The sequence below is a fragment of the Hymenobacter crusticola genome (genome assembly GCF_002154225.1).
Taxonomy (GTDB): domain Bacteria; phylum Bacteroidota; class Bacteroidia; order Cytophagales; family Hymenobacteraceae; genus Hymenobacter; species Hymenobacter crusticola.
On record NZ_MTSE01000001.1, the window covers coordinates 589,256 to 610,090 of the forward strand.

The 20,835-nt window shown below is 58.8% G+C and carries 16 protein-coding genes; 9 read left to right on the plus strand and 7 right to left on the minus strand.

Annotated elements, in window-relative coordinates; genetic code table 11:
* Positions 1-45: 45 nt before the first annotated feature.
* From BXP70_RS02445 to BXP70_RS02465, 5 genes are all read right to left on the minus strand, one after another.
* The gene (locus BXP70_RS02445) at positions 46-720 is read right to left on the minus strand and encodes an arylesterase (protein WP_245849441.1); all 675 of its coding nucleotides are present in this window, start codon (positions 718-720) and stop codon (positions 46-48) included.
* Between the two features lie 98 nt (positions 721-818).
* Complete coding sequence (locus BXP70_RS02450; RefSeq protein ID WP_086592405.1) at positions 819-1,511, minus strand: carotenoid biosynthesis protein; 693 nt, start codon at positions 1,509-1,511, stop codon at positions 819-821.
* A gap of 150 nt (positions 1,512-1,661) precedes the next feature.
* On the minus strand, positions 1,662-3,155 hold the full coding sequence (gene crtD, locus BXP70_RS02455; RefSeq protein WP_086592406.1) for a 1-hydroxycarotenoid 3,4-desaturase CrtD: 1,494 nt from the start codon (positions 3,153-3,155) through the stop codon (positions 1,662-1,664).
* A gap of 165 nt (positions 3,156-3,320) precedes the next feature.
* Entirely contained in the window at positions 3,321-4,514 is a 1,194-nt protein-coding gene (locus BXP70_RS02460; RefSeq protein ID WP_086592407.1) for a class I SAM-dependent rRNA methyltransferase, read from the minus strand.
* 287 nt (positions 4,515-4,801) lie between these two features.
* A complete protein-coding gene (locus BXP70_RS02465) occupies positions 4,802-5,245 on the minus strand; it encodes an SRPBCC family protein (protein ID WP_086592408.1) in 444 nt (147 codons plus the stop codon).
* Between the two features lie 126 nt (positions 5,246-5,371).
* Between BXP70_RS02465 and BXP70_RS02470 the strand changes: the two genes are divergently transcribed.
* The 9 genes from BXP70_RS02470 (at position 5,372) to BXP70_RS02510 (ending at position 17,401) form a co-directional block, all read left to right on the plus strand.
* Positions 5,372-6,439: an aminotransferase class I/II-fold pyridoxal phosphate-dependent enzyme gene (locus tag BXP70_RS02470; protein ID WP_245849443.1), complete on the plus strand. Its 1,068-nt coding sequence runs from the start codon at positions 5,372-5,374 to the stop codon at positions 6,437-6,439.
* 268 nt (positions 6,440-6,707) lie between these two features.
* Positions 6,708-7,523 carry an SDR family oxidoreductase gene (locus tag BXP70_RS02475; protein ID WP_086592410.1) on the plus strand — a complete coding sequence of 272 codons (816 nt, stop codon included), beginning with the start codon at positions 6,708-6,710 and terminating at the stop codon, positions 7,521-7,523.
* 162 nt (positions 7,524-7,685) lie between these two features.
* Positions 7,686-10,313 (plus strand): MGH1-like glycoside hydrolase domain-containing protein, encoded by a 2,628-nt coding sequence (locus tag BXP70_RS02480; protein ID WP_086592411.1) that lies wholly within the window; start codon positions 7,686-7,688, stop codon positions 10,311-10,313.
* The gene (locus tag BXP70_RS02485; protein WP_086592412.1) at positions 10,313-12,274 is read left to right on the plus strand and encodes an amylo-alpha-1,6-glucosidase; all 1,962 of its coding nucleotides are present in this window, start codon (positions 10,313-10,315) and stop codon (positions 12,272-12,274) included. Before BXP70_RS02480 ends, BXP70_RS02485 begins: the two co-directional genes overlap by 1 nt.
* A 17-nt stretch (positions 12,275-12,291) precedes the next feature.
* Positions 12,292-12,921 (plus strand): cyclase family protein, encoded by a 630-nt coding sequence (locus tag BXP70_RS02490; RefSeq protein ID WP_086592413.1) that lies wholly within the window; start codon positions 12,292-12,294, stop codon positions 12,919-12,921.
* Between the two features lie 252 nt (positions 12,922-13,173).
* Positions 13,174-14,220, plus strand: a complete 1,047-nt coding sequence (locus tag BXP70_RS02495) for an aldo/keto reductase (RefSeq protein WP_086592414.1) — start codon at positions 13,174-13,176, stop codon at positions 14,218-14,220.
* A gap of 266 nt (positions 14,221-14,486) precedes the next feature.
* Positions 14,487-15,482 (plus strand): aldo/keto reductase, encoded by a 996-nt coding sequence (locus BXP70_RS02500; protein ID WP_086592415.1) that lies wholly within the window; start codon positions 14,487-14,489, stop codon positions 15,480-15,482.
* A 107-nt stretch (positions 15,483-15,589) separates the two neighbouring features.
* The gene (locus tag BXP70_RS02505) at positions 15,590-16,465 is read left to right on the plus strand and encodes an alpha/beta hydrolase family protein (protein WP_218779724.1); all 876 of its coding nucleotides are present in this window, start codon (positions 15,590-15,592) and stop codon (positions 16,463-16,465) included.
* Positions 16,466-16,486: 21 nt separating this feature from the next.
* Positions 16,487-17,401: a helix-turn-helix domain-containing protein gene (locus tag BXP70_RS02510; RefSeq protein ID WP_086592416.1), complete on the plus strand. Its 915-nt coding sequence runs from the start codon at positions 16,487-16,489 to the stop codon at positions 17,399-17,401.
* Between the two features lie 188 nt (positions 17,402-17,589).
* Here BXP70_RS02510 and BXP70_RS02515 read toward each other — a convergent pair whose 3' ends face one another.
* Both BXP70_RS02515 and BXP70_RS02520 read right to left on the minus strand, forming a co-directional pair.
* Positions 17,590-19,833: a xanthine dehydrogenase family protein molybdopterin-binding subunit gene (locus tag BXP70_RS02515; protein WP_086592417.1), complete on the minus strand. Its 2,244-nt coding sequence runs from the start codon at positions 19,831-19,833 to the stop codon at positions 17,590-17,592.
* Positions 19,834-19,837: 4 nt separating this feature from the next.
* Complete coding sequence (locus BXP70_RS02520) at positions 19,838-20,833, minus strand: FAD binding domain-containing protein (protein ID WP_086592418.1); 996 nt, start codon at positions 20,831-20,833, stop codon at positions 19,838-19,840.
* Positions 20,834-20,835 lie beyond the last annotated feature (2 nt).

Here is a 20,835-nt window from a genome sequence, read left to right on the forward strand (position 1 = left end):
GTCCACAAAATCCGTGAAATCCGAAGAATCCGTCGAATTCGTGGTTCAGGGGGCTACTACCGTCTGCAACACGGCCCATACATTATTAGCTAAAATCTTCTGGCCCTGCGCGTTTGGGTGGACACCATCGGGTAAGTTTAGCTCTCGGACGCCCATCACGCCCTGTAGCAAGAAGGGTACGAAGGCCACATTGTTCTTATCGGCCAGGGTGCGGAACAACGCTTTGAACTCGGTGCCGTAGCGGCCGTAGCCCCCACCTAGGATGCTCAGGTCGAAGGGAAACTCCAGCCCAACAAGCACAATCTGCGCCTTTGGGTACTTGAGCCGCACCTGATCGATGATGTGTTGCAGGTTTTGGGTGGTTTCGCGCACCGGGATGCCACGCAGGCCATCGTTGGCACCTAGCTCCAGTACAAAGACGTCGACGGGCTGGCGGGCCAGCACGCTGGCAATGCGCTGCCGGCCGCCCGCGGTGGTTTCGCCGCTGATGCCATAGTTGATGGCCTTGTAGGGCAGGTGCAGAGAATCGAGGCGTTGCTGAATAAGTGAAGGAAAGGCCTCGCTGGCCCGAAGCTGATACCCAGCCGTGAGGCTATTGCCGAAGAAAAGGATGTTTTGCATACGAAGAGGCGTAGCTACAGTCATCGAACGCACTGCCTCGTCGGGTTCGGCCGAGTAAGCGTTGCTGAGTGCCAGCAGGATGAGCAGCAGAAAGCGCATAGGAGTTAGAAGAAAAAGGCAGCGAGAGCTCCACCGCTGAAGCTCCCACTGCCTTTTATCTATACCGCAAGACTACCCCGCGCAGTTGCCAGAATCGATTATCTGTTCAGCATACCTAGCCCAAAAAAGAACAGAAGTTGCAGCAGATACACGAACGGCACCAGCGGATTGCGCTTCACGAAGTAGGTGCGATTGTAATACACTTGCAGGATAAGCGCCAGCGCAAACCAAGCCTTGAAGTTCTGCATCGGAATCACGTTGTACTGCCAGGTCCAGAAGTCGTAGCGTACGGCCACTGGCTCAATGCACACATCCATGCCCACCACCAGCACCGCCGCAAGCAGGGCACGCACAAAGCTAGGTACGCGCACATACTCAGCCAGGATACCGCCCATGTAGGTCAGCATAAGCCAGTTGAGGCCAATAAGCAGGGGTACGCTCATCCACTTCCAGCCGAGCACCGTCCCATACTCATACTGTCCAAACAGCCGGCCCGTCTGCACGCCAGCCACCTCCACAAAGAAGCTGACGGCGGCTACCGTGACGCAAAACACCACGAAGGCCGTGCCCCGGTCGGGCTGAAACGCCAGCAGCAACAGCATGGTGAGCAGCAGGTTGAGCGGTACAAACTGCAAGTAAAAGCTAGGGTCTTTGGAAAACGCTAGCCCGATAAAGCCCGTGACGTGGAAAAGCAACAACACGCCTTGCGCCACGCGTAGCCGCCGCGTGTATGCACCGGACGCGGCTAACTGCGTAGGAGGAGCCTGTTGAGTTGATTCAGGAAAAGACATTAGTGAGAAATGCTGAGGGGCTACGGTTGGAAAGCTGCAGGTCTTTACGACGCCGAGCGAATTTGTTTTGGCAATGTGGCTAGCTAGCTACGTTGGCCAGGCGGCCCAAAGGCTACTACTGGCTATTAATTCAGCTTTCTTCCTTCAAAGTTAATCAACAAGATCGGCTACAATCTTGGCGGAAAGCAAACACAATGGAATACCACCACCAGGGTGTACACTGCCACCACAAAAGTACAGCCCTTCCAGCTTCCGCGAAAAGTTGGGGTGGCGCAGAAACGCGGCCAGGGGGTTGTTGGAGCTGCTGCCGTAAAGCGCGCCCCCAAACGAGGACGTGCGCTGCTCGATACCGCGTGGGTCCCACACCTGCTCGGCCCGGATAAGCGGCTCAACGGGCGTGCCTAGGCTGCGGCTCACTTTGTCGAGCACGGCTTGCCGGGTTTGCTGAATAAGGGCGTCCCAATCCTGACCTTGGTGGTGAGGCACATTCACCATCACAAACCAGTTTTCGTGACCGGCGGGAGCATCGGTGGGCGTCTTTTTGGAGGTGATGTTCACGTAAACCGTGGGATCTTCGGCGACGGTTTTCTGCTTGAAAATGGCGTCGAACTCCTTTTGGTAATCCTGGGAGAAAAAGATGTTGTGCACGCCTAGCTCATCAAACGAATGGGCAATACCCCAGTAATAAATCAGGGCCGAAGAAGAGCGCGGCTGCCCTAGGGTGCGCTCCGGGGCGGGCTGGCTCGGCAGCAGCTTGCGGTAGGTTGGCACCACATCCATATTGCTGACCACCAATCCCATGTCGTACACATCTTGGGGCGTGCGTACGCCCGTCACGCGGCCACCCGCCGTCAGGATTTCCGTCACGGGTTCGTTGTAATGAAAGCTTACGCCTAGCTCTTCGGCCAGCTCCACTAGGCTGCGCGCAATGCTGTAGATGCCGCCCTCGGGGTAGAACGCGCCAATGCCGTGTTCCAGGTGCGGAATCAGGCTGAGCGTGGCTGGGGCTTGATAGGGGTCGGAGCCGTTGTAGGTGGCGAAGCGGTCGAAGAGCTGCACGAGGCGCGGATCTTGGAAGGCACTGGCGTGGCGCTGGTGCATGGTACCCGTGAGCCCTAGGCTCGGCAGCGCCGCCAAAGCTTTCAGCACATCGGCGTGGAAGTACGTACCCGCTTTGTGCAGCGACTTGTGCAGAAACGTCTTCTCCGTTGCCTCGTAGGCGTGGGCGCTTCGGTCCAAAAAGCGCACTACATCAGCAGCCGGCACCCCTAGCTTGGCCTCGATTTCGACAGCAAACTTCTTGGTATCCGCCCAGGCGTTGAGGCGCGTGCCGTCGGCAAAGAAGTAGTGGGTAATGGGGTCGAGCCGCTCATAGCGAAAGTGCTCCTTGGGGTCGCGCCCCGCCAGCCGAAATAGGTCATCGACTAGTTGCGGCATTGTAAATAACGACGGCCCGGCATCGAAGCGGTAGCCGCCGGGCAGTTCGAACTGGTGCATCTTCCCCCCGAAAGTATCGGCGGCTTCAAACACCGTCACGGCGTGGCCTTTTAGCGCCAGCCGCACGGCAGTAGCAATGCCAGCAATGCCCGCCCCAATGACGGCAGCAGGTGATTTGAGGGAGGAAGCGAGTTTCGGTCGGGCCACTGAGTTTTCGTAAGATGCACTTAGCACGCACTATAAACCACAAAACTCACTTTATTTCTTCCACGTGCGCATGAAAAAGTGTGCGTAGCGATACACAACCTAGCACATCTGTGCCTAATACCTCAGCATTTAGCATAAGCAGTACCGTAGTCGCTAAACCTAGCTCTACCCCACCGCTAACACCAGCCCCTTGAGGTACTCGCCTTCCGGGTGAAACAAGCTCACGGGGTGGTCGGCGGGCTGGGTGAGGCGGTGCAGGATGCGCGCGGGCCGGCCGGCTTCGATGGCGGCAGCCAGCACCGCGCCTTCAAACAGCTCAGCCGAAACCACTTGCGAACAGCTAAACGTGAACAGCAGCCCGCCCGGTGCAATGCGCTTCAGGCCCTCAATGTTCAGGCGCTTGTAGCCCATGAGGGCGTTGTGGCGGGCCGAAAGGTGCTTGGCAAACGCCGGCGGGTCGAGCACGATGAGGTCGTATTGCTCCTGGCTAGCTTTCATGAAGCTGAACACGTCTTGGGCATACGCTTCGTGCTTGCTGGCTAGGCCGGTGAGTTCGGCGTTGCGGTCGGTGAGCTCGATGGCGCGCTTGGAGCTATCCACGGAGTGCACCAGCTCGGCGCCGGCTTGCAGGGCGTAGGAGCTGAAGCCGCCGGTGTAGCAGAAGGTATTGAGCACGCGGCGGCCGGGCGCGTAGCGGGCCAGCAGCTGCCGGTTGTCGCGCTGGTCGATGAAGAAGCCCGTCTTCTGGCCTGTTTCCCAATCTACGGCGAAGGGCTGACCGTTTTCGTGCACAATGTGCTCGGCGCCGCTCGACTGCCCAAAGAGGTAGCTGTTCTTCGCGTCGGGAGCCGCTTTGGCGGGCACGGTTTCGGCGCTCTTGTCGTAGATGGCTTTCAGGTTATTGCCGAGCACTTGCTGGAGGGCGGCCGCGATCTGAGGGCGAGCTAGGTACATGCCGGCACTGTGCGCTTGCAGCACCGCTACGTTGTCGTACACGTCCACGATGAGGCCGGGCAGACCATCGCCTTCGGCGTGCACAAGGCGGTACACGTTGGTTTGCGGGTTGCTGCCGGTCAGGCCTAGGTTCTGGCGCAGCTGGTAAGCGTTGCGCAGCCGTTCTTCCCAAAACGCCGAGTCTGGCTCGGCGGCATCGGCGCCGAAGCGCAACATCCGCACGGCAATGGAGCCCGGCGCGTAATGCCCCACCCCGAGCGGCTCACCATTGGCAGCCTGCACGGCTACTACCTCTCCTTCCTGCGGCTGCCCTTGCATGCGGGCAATAGCGCCCGAAAACACCCACGGGTGCAAGCGGCGCAATGATTGATCTTTACCAGGTTTGAGGGTGATGGTAGCGGGCATGAGCAACTGATTCGGAAATGAAAGCGACAAAGGTACATCCGCCGAAGCAGTTACCGCCGCGCAAAGTTCCACCAAGCCTTGCCTGCCGGTCCGACGATGCAGGTGCCGACCAGTATCGCTGAACAAACTATTAAAACAACCCGCGCCCGCCGGTCCGACGCCCTAGGCGTCCGACCGGTTGTCGTCAGAACGAGTCGTTTGGACCGATAGCCATTCACCTAGCTTGTGCAGGCGTCAGCACGCAACAACCGGTCGGACGCCTAGGGCGTCGGACCGGCGGGCGCCACCTAGCGGAACGTGCGGCGGTAGATTGGCTTGCGATAGGCAAACTGCGCCCACATGGCGGGGTACAGCAGCGCGTCGAGCCACCGGAACGCCGTGCGGTACTCCAGCGCATCCACGATTACGCTGCCCGTGCCACCAGGAGCAGGCTCGATGAGGTGGCGGTGGCGCCAAAAGCGCAGGGGCTTGGGCAACGTTTGGCCTTCATCAACAAAGTAGTGGGTGCCGTCGGGTAGCACGCCATCGTCGGTGATGAGGCTAGTCCAGCGCTGGCGCACAGGGCCGGCTTGTAGCTCAATTTCCACAACGTCGTCGCGGCGGCAGCCATCGAAGCGCAGCAGGTTTAGCTTGGGGAAAGGCGGCGCTAGGCTCAGGAACAAGGCGCGGGTGAAGCCGGCCATAACCTGGGCGGGCGATTGGCGAACATAGGTGCGCAGGGTGACGTGCATAGCTAGGCAACGTAGCCTCAATTGTTTTGTTTGCCGTAAGCAAGTATATGAATGCCCTGCTCGGCTAGCACCTTCCGTGTTTGGCATCTTTGCAGTCCCTGGCTTTTCCCCTCATCTCACGTTCTCGTGCCTACAATCGACCATTTACCCGGCCGCACCCTCGTGGTCGACGGCCACGAATACTTGTTTTGCAGCGGTACCAGCTACCTAGGTATGGCTCGCCATGCTGCTTTTATGGACCTAGTGCAGGAAGGCATGCACCACTACGGCACCAACTACAGCAGCTCGCGCCACTCCAACCTGCAACTGGCAGTGTTCGAGGAAGCCGAGCAGCTTTTGCGGCAGCAAACCGGCGCAGCGTCGGCCCTCACGGTATCGTCGGGCTACTTGGCGGGACAAATGGCCGTGCGGGCGCTTGCCCAACATGGCCGTTTTGAGTATGCGCCCGGTACGCACCCGGCCGCTTGGCTTGCCGAGCACCCGGCTGCCATGAACCACCCAATCACATACGACACCTGGAGCAAGGACCTCCTGCATCGCCTAGGTTCTACGGCGCCCGAACCGGTAGTTATCGTTAGCAACTCGCTGGATCCCTTGCACGTGGAGCGCTACGACTTCCGCTGGACCGCTCACTTACCCACCGACCGTCCCATTACGTTGCTGCTCGATGACTCGCACGGTTTCGGCGTCATCGGCCAGGAGGGCGCGGGCATCATTACCGAAATAGAAGTACCTAGGTCGGTGCGGCTGGTGGTGGTCAGCTCGTTGGGCAAAGCCTATGGTATTCCGGGCGGCGTTGTGTTGTCGGACGCCGACTTCTTGACTCAGCTACAGCGCAGCGGGTTCTTCGGGGCTAGCTCGCCTGTGGTGCCTGCGTATTTATACGCCTTTACACGGGCCCAAGAGCTGTACGCGCAGGCGCGGCAGCAGCTGCAAGCCAATATAGCACAGTTTGCCGAAGCCATTGGTCCACTTGGTCTGTTCGATTTCGCGCCCGGCTTTCCGGTGTTCTACACGGCGGTGAATGCCCTCTCTTCCTATCTGGAGAAGCATAAGGTCTTGATTTCCAGCTTCGCATATCCAACGCCCGCCGACCCCTGCATTACACGGATCGTCCTGAGCAGCTTGCATACGTCTGCCGATGTGGCGCGCGTGGCCGAGCTAGTGCGCAGCTTTGCCTTAGGCACCAAGTAAGAAACGGTTCGGATCCTAAGGAAAGAGCACTTGCTTACGTACAGCAGAACGTCATGCGGAGCTGGCCGCAGCCTCTTTGCCGCCAGCGCAGATGATTGCTGCCGCGGTAGAGAGGCGGCGACCAGCCCCGTGTGACCATCCTGTTTCTCGCGGTTTTTCGCGTGAGCGCACTAGCGGCCCAAAGCTGTTGGCACAACTTCATGTAGTCAACACTCGTCTTTTAGCTTATTCGATTTTCTTTTTTGCGCTCCAAACCCACACGCATACCATGGCACTTTCACCTAAACAACGATTACGCAACCAAGTAGCGCTGGTCACGGGGGCTAGCTCCGGCATCGGCGCGGGCGTCGCCAAGTCACTCGCCGCCGACGGCGCTACCGTCGTCGTGAACTATCACAGCGACGAGGAAGGCGCCAACAAGACCAAGCAAGAAATTGAGGAGATGGGTGGCAAAGCCATCATCGTGCAGGCCGACGTGAGCAAGGAGGAGGAAGTGCAAAGCATGTTCAAGCAGACTGTTGAGCAGCTGGGTACTGTGCACATCCTCATCAATAACTCCGGCCTGCAAGACGACGCCAAGTTCCTGGATATGACCCTGGAACAGTGGAATAAAGTAATCGGGGTGAACCTAACCGGGCAGTTTCTGTGCGCCCGCGAAGCCGCCCGCGAATTTGTACGGCGCGGCCCGCAGCCCGAAATTTCCAAGGCTACCGGCAAGATCATCTGCATGAGCTCCGTGCACGAGGTGATTCCGTGGGCAGGGCACGTGAACTATGCTAGCTCGAAGGGCGGTATCATGCTGCTGATGAAGAGCATAGCCCAGGAGCTAGCCCCGCACAAAATCCGGGTGAACAGCATCGGACCCGGCGCCATTGCCACCCCCATTAACGCCAGCGCCCGCGACACGCCCGAGGAAGAAAAGAGCCTGCTTACGCTCATCCCCTACGGCCGCATCGGCGAGCCCAAAGACATTGGCGATGTGGCTGCCTGGCTAGCTTCCGACGAGGCTGACTACGTGACCGGCACCACCATCTTCGCCGACGGCGGCATGACATTGTATCCTGGTTTTGCGGATAACGGCTAATTCGCCGCATGTTGCGCCTTGCTTAGGAAAGTAACGACGGCTAGGCCCCCTGCTTTTCAAGGAGGGGAGCCTAGCCCTGGCTTCTCCTTTGGAATGCGCGCATCGAGCAAGCCGGGTTTACCAGACTGAGGTTCCTTATCTATTTGCCAGCCGCCCTCCCCCATGACTCCAGAACACCAACGCTTGGCCGACGCCAAGGACAAAAAAGCCCCCTGGCGCCGGTTCGGCCCTTATCTCTCTGAGCGACAATGGGGAACAGTGCGCGAAGACTATAGCCCCGACGGCAACGCCTGGAACTACGTGACCCACGACATGGCGCGCAGCTACGCCTACCGCTGGGGTGAGGAAGGCATCGGCGGCGTCAGCGACAATGAGCAGCTGCTGTGCCTCGGGCTAGGGTTGTGGAATGGGCAAGACCCCATCTTGAAGGAGCGCTTGTTTGGGCTGAGTGGGGCCGAGGGCAACCACGGCGAAGATGTGAAGGAGGTGTACTATTACCTCGACAACACGCCCACCCACTCCTACATGCGGATGCTGTACAAGTATCCGCACCATGCGTTTCCGTATGAGTGGCTGGTGCAGGAAAATGCCCGCCGCGGCCGCACCAAAACGGAGTTTGAACTGCTGGACACCGCCATTTTCCACGAAGACCGCTACTTCGACGTGTTCATCGAGTACGCCAAAGCTAGCTCCGACGACCTGCTGATTCAGTACTCCGTGGTGAACCGCGGACCGGAGCCAGCAACGGTACACGTGCTGCCCCATATCTGGTTTCGCAACACCTGGGCCTGGGGCTACGACGACTACCGTCCTACGCTAGGTTCCTCCGCCAAGGGAGCTATCACGGTTGAGCACCGGGAGTTTGACAATTTGCGCCTTTACTGTGACCAGGAGCCGGAGTTGCTGTTCTGCGAGAATGCCACTAATATTCCGCGGCTTTACCAGGGCAACTCGGCCGAGAAGTATTTCAAAGACGGCATCAATGAGTACCTGCTGCACGGTACTAAAGGCGCCGTCAACCCTGAGCAGCACGGCACGAAGGCTGCTGCGCACTACACCCTAACCCTGGCGCCCGGCCAAACCCAGCTGGTACGGCTGCGCCTAGGAAGCGCCGACCTAGCCAAGCCGTTTGAGGACTTCGACCAACTTCTCAAACAGCGCCGCAACGAAGCCGACGCGTTTTATCAGGAAATTCAAAAAGACCTCCAAGATGCCGATGCGCGCAATGTGCAGCGCCAGGCGTTTGCGGGCATGCTCTGGAGCAAGCAGTTTTATTACTACGACGTAGCCCAGTGGCTCGACGGCGACCCAGCCATGCCGCCGCCACCGCCTCAGCGCCGCGAAGGGCGCAACAGCGGCTGGCACCACCTCAACAATGCCGACATCATCTCGATGCCGGACAAGTGGGAGTATCCGTGGTACGCGGCCTGGGACCTAGCTTTTCACTGCCTCCCCCTCGCTCAGCTCGACCCAGAATTTGCGAAGAGCCAGCTCCGCTTGCTTTTGCGCGACTGGTACATGCACCCCAACGGCCAGCTGCCCGCCTACGAGTGGGCCCTTGGCGACGTGAACCCACCGGTGCACGCCTGGGCCACGTGGCGGGTGTATAAAATGGAGCAAAAGCAGCGCGGCGGGCAGGGCGACACGGCTTTTCTGGAATCGGTGTTTCACCGTTTGCTGCTCAACTTCACGTGGTGGGTGAACCGCAAAGACAACCACAACAAGAACATTTTCCAAGGCGGCTTTTTGGGACTGGATAACATTGGGGTGTTCGACCGCAACGCCAAGCTGCCGCACGGCTTCTACATCGAGCAAGCCGATGGCACCTCCTGGATGGCCATGTACACGCTGAACATGATGCGCATGGCCCTGGAGCTGACCAAAACCAACCCCGTCTACCAGGACCTAGCCAGTAAGTTTTTCGAGCACTTCCTCTACATCGCGGGGGCCATGACCGACACCGATAACGCCGGCCTGGACCTATGGGATGAGGAAGACGAGTTTTACTACGACGTGCTGAACACGCCCACCGGTCGCCACCCGCTGAAGGTGCGCTCCATCGTGGGCCTTATTCCGCTGTTTGCCGTGGAGGTGCTTGATGAGGACCTGCTGCAAGAAATGCCCAAGTTCGTGAAGCGCATGAACTGGTTTCTGGACAACCGGCCGGCGCTGGCAAGCCTCGTTTCGCGGTGGCAGGAGCCGGGCAAGGGCGACCGGCATTTGCTTTCTCTGCTGCGCGGCCACCGGGTGAAACGCCTGCTCAAGCGCATGCTCGACGAAGCGGAGTTCTTGTCGGAATACGGCGTGCGGGCCCTCTCCCGCTACCACCAAGACCACCCGTACGTGTACCGCACCCCCGACCAAGAATTTACGGTGAACTACGAGCCGGGCGAATCAGCCACCGACTTGTTTGGGGGCAACTCCAACTGGCGCGGCCCCATCTGGTTCCCGATTAACTTCTTGCTTATCGAGTCGTTGCAACGCTTCCACCACTACTACGGCGACGATTTCAAGGTGGAGTACCCCACAAACTCGGGGCAGTACTCGACGCTGCTGGAAATTGCTGATGCCCTGACGAACCGCTTGAAGAAGCTGTTTTTGCGCGATACCAACGGCCAACGCGCCGCCTTTGGCGACGATAAGCGCATGCAGAACGATCCGAATTTCCGCGACTACCTTCTGTTTCACGAATACTTCCACGGCGACACGGGCCGCGGCCTAGGTGCCAACCACCAAACGGGTTGGACGGGCCTCATTGCCAAGCTATTGCAACCCCGCCTACCTAGCTAATGACGTTTGACGCTACCATCACCCAGGATATTGACCAAGCCATAAGTCGCGAGTGGCTGGAAACCAATGGCCTAGGCGGCTGGGCTAGCTCCACCATTAGCGGAGCGCACAGCCGCCGCTACCACGGCCTTTTGGTAGCCGCTACCCGCCCGCCTGTGGATCGGCAGGTACTGTTGTCGAAGCTGGATGAGACGCTTATCGTGGATGGGCAGCGCTACGAGCTAGGTTGCAACCAATACCCTAGCACGGTGCAGCCGCAAGGGTATCAATACCTTACTCAGTTTCGACGCGACCTTTTCCCGGAGTTCACTTACGAAGTAGGTGACGTAACACTCCGCAAAACCGTCGTGGCACTGGCTGGCGAAAATACCACGCTCATCCGGTACGAAGTCCTGACGGCGGTGGCGCCGTTCGCGCTGGAGCTGCTGCCACTGCTGGCCGGCCGCAATTCCCACGATTTTCGCCACGCCGACGACGCGCCGCAGCCAGATTTCACTTGCACCGACGACGTATTCCAAATCAGGCCGCAACCTAGCTCGCCGGAGCTGTACCTCGCTATTCCGGGTGCTACTTATGCAGCTAGGCCGTTGTGGTTCTATCAGTTAGAATACGCCATCGAGCAGGAGCGCGGCGAGCAGTCCCACGAAGATCTGTTTAGCCCGGGTTCTTTCTCACGCTCGCTAGCGCCCGGCGACATCCTGCACCTGTTGGTTTCGACCGACTCTCCGGCGGGCCGCGACGCGGCGGCATTGCTAGCCCAGGAGCAACAGCGCCGCACAGCCTTGCTCCCACCCAACGCAGCCCCTGATAGCTTGGCGCGCATTCTCACCCTAGCTGCCGACCAGTTCATCGTACGGCGCGACGCGGATTTAAAAACAGTTGTAGCTGGCTACCATTGGTTTACGGATTGGGGCCGCGACACCATGATTTCCCTGCCGGGCCTGTGCCTCACCACTGGCCGCCTCGCCGACGCCCGCCTGATTCTGCAAGCCTTTGCGCAGTCAGTGAGTGAGGGCATGCTGCCTAATCGCTTTCCCGACTCCGGTGAGGCACCCGAGTACAACACCGTAGATGCGACGCTGTGGTTTTTTGTGGCCATCTACTACTACCGGCAGGCTAGCGCCGATGATGAATTTGTGCGCGAAACCTTGTTGCCCGTGTTGCTCGACATCCTGGCCTGGCACCAGCGCGGCACCCGCTACGGCATTCACGTGGCGGCGGATGGCTTGCTGACCGCTGGCGAAGAAGGCCAACAACTGACCTGGATGGACGCCAAAGTGGGCAACTGGGTCGTAACGCCGCGTCAGGGCAAAGCGGTGGAAATAAACGCCTTGTGGTACAACGCCCTACGCATTGCCTCCACCCTAGCCTACGATTTTGGCCAACCAGAAGCTGGGCAAACCTTAGAACAACAGGCCAGTCGCCTTTTTGGCGCTTTCCAACCTAGCTTCTGGAACGCCGACCGAGGTTGCCTCTACGATTGCCTCACGCCCGACGGCTCCCCCGACGCGAGCATCCGGCCCAACCAGCTTTTCGCCCTCAGCCTGCCCTTTCCACTGCTCACCGGCGAGCGGGCAGAGCAAGTACTCACCGTTGTTGAGCAGCACCTGTACACGCCAGTTGGCTTGCGTAGTCTTTCCCCCGAAGATGCTAGGTATCAGCCCATTTATGAAGGGTCGTTATTGCAGCGCGATGGGGCTTATCACCAAGGCACTGTTTGGAGCTGGCTGCTGGGGCCGTACGTGGATGCCTTGCTGCACGTGCACGGCCCCAAGCTAGGTAAGCAACGGGCGCAGCAGGTGCTTAATGCCTTTGCGTACCACTTGCGCGAAGCTGGCGTGGGTACTATCTCCGAAATCTTCGACGGGCAGGCCCCACACCATCCGCGCGGCTGTATGGCCCAAGCGTGGAGTGTGGCCGAAGTGTTGCGCGTAGCCACTTCTCTGAACCTAAACATCTAGCTCTTAGCTCTTTTCTTATGCCTGCTTCCAACACCTGGATTGACGTCACGACCACCATCGAAGATGGCATGGTACACTGGCCCGACAACGCGCCCGTTCACATCACGCACACGTCTAGCATTGCCAACGGCGACGCGGCCAACGTGACGAAGCTCTCGATGAGCGCCCATACCTCCACGCACGTCGATGCACCGCTGCACTTCATTGCCAACGGCGACGACGTAACCACGCTCGACCTAGCTACCCTGATGGGGCCGGTGCGACTGGTGCAAATAGAAGACCCAGAGGCTATTAAGCTGGCCGAAATCCAGAGCCTTCCTTTGCAGCCCGGCGAACGAGTATTGTTCAAAACCCGCAACTCATCGTCGGAATGGGGCACGGCACCTTTCAAGAAAGACTTTGTGGCGCTGGCAGCTGATGCGGCCAAGTTCCTGCAGGCGAAAGGTGTGATTTGCGTTGGGGTTGACTATCTGTCGGTTGGCGGCCCCGAGGCGCACCACGCCTTGCTTGATAATGGTATCACCGTCATTGAAGGCTTAGCCTTGCAACACGTGAAGCCCGGCGCTTACGAGATGATTTGCTTGCCGCTAAAAATCAAAGGTTCGGACGGGGCGCCGGCGCGGGTATTACTTAAGCCAATAAGTTGATAGTCTGTCATGTCGATCAGCGGGAGAAATTTCGCGTGCAGTAGTAACCCCTACCGATTAGAGTTACCATGCACGCAAGGTTTCTCCCGCTGGTCGAACTGACGTTCACTTACGATGGCGGCTTATTGAGCTAGGCGCTCATTGGTTAACCTAGCTGCATTTTGTGTAGCAGAACCAACGGTTTGTATAAGTTTAACCTGTGGAAGCAGCTAGATCTTTGATGGTACTATTTTCTTAGAAGAACCTGTTTCCATGAGCCTTACTAATTTCCGCACCCTTGGCCGTTCTGGCCTGGTGGTCAGCCCGCTATGCCTCGGCACTATGACGTTTGGCACCCCGCGCTGGGGCTCGCCCGATGACGTTTCCGCATCAGTCTTCAACGCCTACGTGGAAGCTGGCGGCAACTTCATCGATACGGCCGACGTGTACGCCAAGGGCCGTAGCGAAGAGCTGCTGGGTGGCTACATCGCGGAGCGTCGCCTACGCGACCAACTGGTGCTCGCTACCAAATTTGCCTTCAACGCCGAACCTGGCAACTCGAACGCTGGCGGCAACGGCCGCAAGAACATCTACCGGGCACTTGAGGGCTCGCTGCGCCGCCTGCGCACCGACTACGTCGATATGTACTGGCTGCACACCTGGGACATGGTGACGCCCGTGGAGGAAGTGCTGCAAACCTTCGGCGACTTGGTGCGGGCGGGCAAAATTCGCTACTTCGGTTTCTCTAATGTGCCCGCTTGGTACGTTGCGCAAGCTGCTACCCTAGCTTCAACGCACGCCATTCCTAGCCCCATTGCCTTGCAGCTCGAATATTCCTTAGTCGACCGCAGCATTGAGCGGGAGCATGTGCCCGCCGCGCGGGCGCTGGGCCTAGGTATCACGCCGTGGAGTCCGCTGGCGGCGGGGTTTCTAGCCGGCAAGTACCAGCGCGAAGACCCCAAAGCCACAACCGACGGCCGGCTCAGCGGCCCCAACCCCTTTGGCGACCAGCTCTTTACCGACCGCAACTGGCGCGTACTCGATTCGTTGCGCGAAGTAGCCACTGAGGCCAATCTTACGCTGGCGCAGGTGGCGCTTGCCTGGGCTTCGGCGCAACCTGGCATGAGTTCGCTCATCATTGGGGCCAGCAAACTTGAGCAGTTGCACGACAACCTAGCCTCCTTGGAGGTGCAGCTTACCGCCCATCAGCTCCAGAAGCTAGACCAAGCCAGCGCCCTCGACCCAGTGTATCCTTACCCCATTTTCACGCCCGCCGTGAACCGCAGCATTTTCGGTGGCTACACGGTGCAGGGCTGGTGATTTTAGCAGAAGCTAGCCAACACATCCAAAGAGAACGTCCTGCTGAGGTTGTCGTAGCGTCTCTCCCGCTTCGTTGTAAACGCCAGGCTGATGTAGAGACGCGACACTTCGCGTCTCGTCGTTGCTGATATTGTTTACCTAGGTGGTCGGGCAAAAGTAGCCGCGTTTTGTGTTGCAGAAGCGGCGGTTTGTATAAACCATGACCTAGCTCAACGTTAGATCTTTGTAAGGTAAAAAATCCCCCCTTACCTTATAATAGTCACAAGATGAGCACCATAAAAAGAGTACCCCTAGGAAGCCAAGGATTAACCGTACCTGTTGAAGGCCTAGGCTGCATGGGCATGACGAGCGGCGTAGCCGGCATGAGTGTGTACGGCGAAGCCGACGAAACCGAAAGCCTCGCTACCCTGCACCGCGCTCTGGAGCTAGGCATTAACCTGCTGGATACCGCCGACTTGTATGGCCCCATGCACAACGAGCGCCTGGTGGGCAAAGTCCTAACGGGTCGTCGGCAGGAGATTATCCTCGCCACGAAGTTTGGGTTTGAAGTAGATGACGCCGAAAACTGGACCGGCAAACTGAACGGCCACCCCGCCTACGCCCGCAAGTCCATCGAACGGTCGCTGAAGAACCTCGGCACCGACTACGTAGACTTGTATTACCTGCACCGCGTCGATCCGAGCGTGCCCATCGAAGACACCATTGGGGAGATGAGCCGCTTCGTGGAGGAAGGCAAAGTGCGCTACCTAGGGGTATCGGAAACGACGCCCGACGAGTTGCGCCGCGCCCATCAGGTGCACCCCATCACGGCCCTGCAAACAGAATACTCGCTCTTCGACCGGGGCGTGGAAGAAACCGGCTCCTTGCAAGCCGCTCGGGAGCTAGGAATTGGCTTCGTGGCCTACTCACCGTTGGGCCGCGGCTTCTTATCCGGCGAAATCAAATCGCCCGACGACCTTGAGGCCAACGACTCACGCCGCCACTTCCCCCGCTACCAGGGCGAGAACTTCTACAAGAACTTGGAGCTAGTAGAAAAGCTGCAAACCTTGGCGCAGGCCAAAAGTGTAACGGCAGCTCAGCTTGCTATTGCCTGGGTTTTGGCCCAAGATGTAGTCGCTATTCCGGGCACCAAGCGCCGTAAGTACTTAGAAGCCAACGTGGCTGCAGCCAGCATCCCCCTTAGCGCTCAAGAGCTAGCTGAACTAGAAGCCATCATGCCGGTTGGTAGCTCAGCGGGCGCCGCGTACCCGGCCATGTTCTAAGTTGCGGTTGGGCTGCGTAGCTTTCAGTTACTTGCAACCACAACCCTGTCAGGTTCCGAACCCTGACAGGGTTACGTGCCATAAGCTACCATGCAGCGCCCGAAACCATGAGCGACTTTGTAGGATATTTCAGCGCCGAAGTAGCTGACCCGCAGCTAGGTCTGACGTTCCCAATGATTGTTTTCTACCCGACTATCACATTGGGCAAAATGCAAGCATTAGGAATGTATCAGCTCGACGTTGCGCAGGAAGCTCCTGTCCGAGAGGGCGTGTTTCCGCTGGTGCTGATTTCACATGGCAATGGCGGCTCAGGGATGACACACCGTCTGCTGGCGCACTACCTAGCTCGTCATGGGTTTGTGGTAGGTTTGCCAGACCACCCATTCAACAATCGGCTGGATAATAGTTGGGAGAAAACGGTACAGAACCTAACGCATCGACCTCGGCATTTGGAGCTAGCCATCAATGAATTGTTCGAAAACCCACACGTTACCAAGTTCCTAAAGCCAGATACGGTAGGCCTTATTGGTCACTCCGTAGGCGGCTATACGGCGTTGGCACTAGCGGGCGGGGCCCCTAGCTCCTTTCCGTGGGAATCGGCCGACAACCAGTTTCACCCGATACCAACACCTACCGATAGCCGGGTGAAAGCGCTGGTACTGCTCGCACCAGCAGCCATGTGGTTCCGGGCCGCAGGCGCGTTGCATACTATTCAGGCCCCGACGCTGTTGCTTACGGGAGAAGTTGATGTGCACACGCCTATTGAACACGCCCACGTTATTCTCAACGGGGTACCGGACCCCGCAAAGGTTCAGCACCGAGTAGTCGAGAATGCTGGGCACTTCTCCTTTCTCAGCCCGTTCCCGGAAGCAAGAGTTAGCCCGGCGTTTCCGCCTTCGCAAGATCCTCCGGGCTTTGATCGGGCTAGCTTTCATGATGAGCTAAACGCGGAGGTGCTAGCTTTTTTATCACAGGAACTATAGCCGCCTTTACAACAACCGTTTATGAAGCAAACCACCCAGAACTTCCGTGTGCTATCGACCGTGACGGACTACACCCGCTTCTACAACCTGCCCGCGCCAGCACACCCGCTGCTCACCATCATTAACCTGGAAGAAGCCCGCTGCCTACCCCACCCGACCACGCCTGTGGTGCAGCAGCTCTATACCGTGGCCCTGAAGCGCGGCATAAAAGGCACGATCTACTACGGGCGCCAGTCCTACGACTTCGCCGAGGGCGTGCTGTTTTTCCTAGGCCCTGATCAAGTATTTGCCGTCGATGAAACGCTTGATATTTCGGAGATAAATGGCTGGATGCTCGTGTTTCACCCCGACTTGCTGCTGAAGTACCCACTGGCCAAGAAGATCCTCAGCTACGGGTTCTTTTCGTATCAATCGCACGAAGCGCTGCACTTGTCGGCTAAAGAAGAGGGTCTACTAGCCGGCATGATTAACGGCATTCGGATGGAATACGAGCAGCCTATTGACGCCTTCAGCCAAGACGTGCTCGTGTCGCAGCTCGACGTGTTGCTGAGCTACGCCAACCGCTTCTACCACCGTCAGTTCCACACCCGCCGCACCGCCGAGCACGATTTGCTCACTCGTTTTGAGGCACTACTATCGGCTTATTTTGCGCGGGAAACTGAACAGCCGCTGCCGACCGTGCAGCACTTCGCCGATGCCTTGCATGTGTCGCCCGCTTACCTGAGCGACATGCTCCGCACCCTCACGGGGCAGAATACCCAACAGCATATTCACAATGCGCTGATCAACAAAGCCAAGCAGCTGCTACTTAGCACCTCGCTCACGATTAATGAAACGGCGTATCAGCTAGGTTTCGAGTACCCACAATACTTCACGCGCCTGTTCAAGAGCAAGACGGGCTTAACACCGGCCGCTTTCCGGTTTTCGGTGCAATAAGAATAACCCGCCCGCCAGTCCGACGTCCTAGGCGTCCGACCAGTTGTTGGCTGCGGACGTTTGCGGCAGCGAGTACGAGCTAGGAGCGTTATTCCGGCACTTAATTCTGACGGCAACCGGTCGGACGCCTAGGGCGTCCGACCGGCGGGGGCGAGATGTTCAGCGATGCGCGAAGCAGAAGCTTCGCGCTACAGCAACTTATCGGGCGTGATAGGTAGGTCGCGGATGCGCTTGCCGGTGGCGTGGTACACGGCATTAGCAATAGCCGCCGCTGCGCCCGTTACGGCAATTTCGCCGGCGCCGTGCGCCCCTAGAGGTGTGTGCGGGTCAGGAATGCCAAGGGAGTACACTTCGATACGTGGCAGGCCAGCGGCCACGGGCACGTGGTATTCGCTGAGGCTAGCATTCGGGATGCGACCGTCGCGCAGGTCCCAGTGGGTTTCCTCCCACAGAGCCATGCCGATACCCATAGTCACGGAGCCAAGGAACTGAGAGCGAGCAGTTTTATCGTTCAGAATCGTGCCGCAGTCGTACACGCCCACCCAACGTGACACCAGCACCTCGCCGGTCTCCTCGTGCACGCGCACCTCGCAAAACTGCGCCCCGAAGGACTGAAAGGAATAGGCCATTTCCTCTAGCTTTTCCTTCAAGAAAGGCGGGAAGCTAGCTTGTGCTTCGAGGTTTTCTTTGCCCTCACGAGCAAGGATAACAGCGTAGGTTTCGCCACGGGTTGGGTTGTCTTTGTAGAACAACCCATTGTCGCGCGCTTCAAGGTCGTCGTAGTTGGCCTCGTGCAGGACAGAGCTAGGGTGCTTCACAGCCAGACGTAGCAGCTGGCGCTTAAGATCTTCGCAGGCTAGCTCCACGGCGCCACCCACCGTGATGGTCGTGGTGGAGCCATAGCTGCCGTTGGCCTTCGGCAATAAGGAGTCGCCGTACTCAAAGCGCACCTTCTCAACGGATAACCCTAGCTGATCAGCGGCATTTTGGGCTTGCACCGTGGCCGTGCCGGTGCCCATTTCGTGGGTAGCGCTCTGCAACAGAGCCGTCCCGTCAATCGAAAGCTTGACTTTCACTTCAGCACTGCGCTTGTTCGCTGGGTAAAAGGCACTTGCCGTGCCCTGGCCAATGAGCCACGGCCCTTCGCGCCGGCCACGCGGCTGCGGGTTGCGCTGATGCCAACCGAACTTCTCTGCTCCGAGCGCAAAGCACTCCTTTAGGTGGCGGCTCGAAAATGGTACGTGCATGGTGGGGTCCTTCTCGGGCTCATTGCGCAGGCGCAGTTCTATCGGGTCCATGTTCAGGGCGTAGGCTAGCTCATCCATGGCCGACTCCAGCGCAAACGTGCCGATGCCTTCGCCCGGCGCCCGCATGAAGGTATTGGGCACCATATCAAGCCGCACCAACTTTTGCTGAATCAGGAAGTTAGGGCTAGCATACAGGTGGCGCGTGACAAAGGAAAAGTGTTCGGCGAAGGTGTTGCTGGTAGAACTGGCCGTGAGGCCGGTATGAACCACTGCTTGCAGCTTGCCCTCTGCATCGGCACCTAGGGCTACGCGCTGTTCGCTGGGCGTGCGGCCACCCACCATGTAGAACATATCCTTGCGCGGTAGGTCAATTTTCACCGGCCGGCCCACCACTTTGGCGGCCATCGCCGTGAGGCCGACGTGCGGCCAAGCCCGGCCTTTACTCCCAAAAGCACCACCCACAAAGGCCGACACGACGCGCACGTTTTCTTCCTTCAGCGCAAACATCTCCGATAGCATCTTGCGCACCCCAAAGATGTACTGCGTTGAATCATAGACCGTCAACTGGTCATCGCCTTCCCAATACGCTAGGGTATTGTGCGCCTCAATGGGGTTGTGGTTGTAGGGCGGCGTGGTGTAAGTGTGGTCTATCTTAACGGGGGCCGCCGCCAAAGCTTCTTCCGCGTTGCCTTGCGTTACTTCCGGCTTTTCGTTCAGCACCTTTTTGGGCACAAAGGCCTCCGTTTTCTGGTCCAGCATCGACAACTTAGCTAGCTCTTCGGCCGGTGCGTAGGTGATGCGCACCAACGAAGCAGCTTCCTCGGCTTGGTCGAGCGTTTCGGCTATCACTACCACCAGGGGTTGGCCGTGCCAGCTCACTTCATCGGTGTTGAGGACGAGGATGGTCGTGGGCGAGGCGCTAGGTTCTTTGTCGCTCGGGTCAAACTCCTTGGTTGGGTGGCGCTTCGGGGCGTTTTCGTGCGTCAGTACGGCCAGCACCCCTGGGGTTTGTTCAGCGGCCTTGGTGCCGTAGGCGAGGATGCGGCCGCGGGCGATGGTGCTGCGCACGAGCACGCCATACGCCACTTGCTCAACCGGAAACTCAGCCGTGTAGCGTGCCTGGCCAGTTACTTTCAGACGGCCGTCAACCCGGTCGAGCGGGCGACCTACTTCTTTCGTTCTCATCGACTTAGGCTAGGAGTTGACGTTCGGCAAGCGTGAGTAGCGCCCGCACGATGGTGCGCTTGGCTAGCTCTATTTTGAAGGCGTTGTGTTCATAGGCAATAGCGGTTTGTAGTTCCGCTTCGGCCGCCTGCCGGAAGTTCTCGGCGGTAGCCGGTTTGCCCAGCAGGGCTTCTTCGGCCGTGCGAGCCCGCCAGGGTTTGTGCGCCACGCCTCCCAGGGCAAGCCGCACGTTCTTTATCTGCTCACCTTCAAGCTCCAGCACCGCCGCCACCGACACCAGCGCAAACGCAAAGCTAGGCCGCTCGCGCACTTTGAAATAAAGCGAGTTGGCAGTCGACGGCAGTGCGGGCAAGTCGATGCTCGTAATCAGCTCATCGCGACCTAGGGTGGTATCTTGCTCGGGATGGTCGCCGGGCAAGCGGTGAAATTCCTCCATGGCAATGCGACGGGTGCCGTTGGCGCCTTGCACTTGCACCACGGCTTCAAGCGCCGCCAGCGCCACCGCCATATCGCTGGGGTGCGTGGCAATGCACTGCTCGCTGGTACCCAGGATGGCGTGAATTCGATTGACACCATGAATAGCCGCGCAGCCGGAGCCGGGCTGGCGCTTGTTGCACGGCGCTGTAGTGTCGTAGAAGTAATAGCAGCGGGTGCGCTGCAAGAGGTTGCCGGCGTTGGTAGCTAGGTTACGCAGTTGCGGCGAGGCCGCGCTGAGCATGGCCTGCGCAAGCACCGGGTAACGCTGCCGCACAAGCGGATGGTTGGCTGTGTGGCTGTTGCGAGCGAGGGCGCCCAGACGGACGCCACCATCTGGCAGCACTTCGATTTGGCTGAAAGGCAACGCGTTGATGTCGATAACCTCATTCGGCCGCTCGACTTCTTCGCGCATCAAGTCCACCAGGTTGGTGCCGCCGCCGATGTATTTAGCTTCCGGGTTCTGTAGGGCGGCGTGTAGTGCCGCCGACGCATCTGTGGCCTGGGTGTAGGTGAAGGCTCTCATGC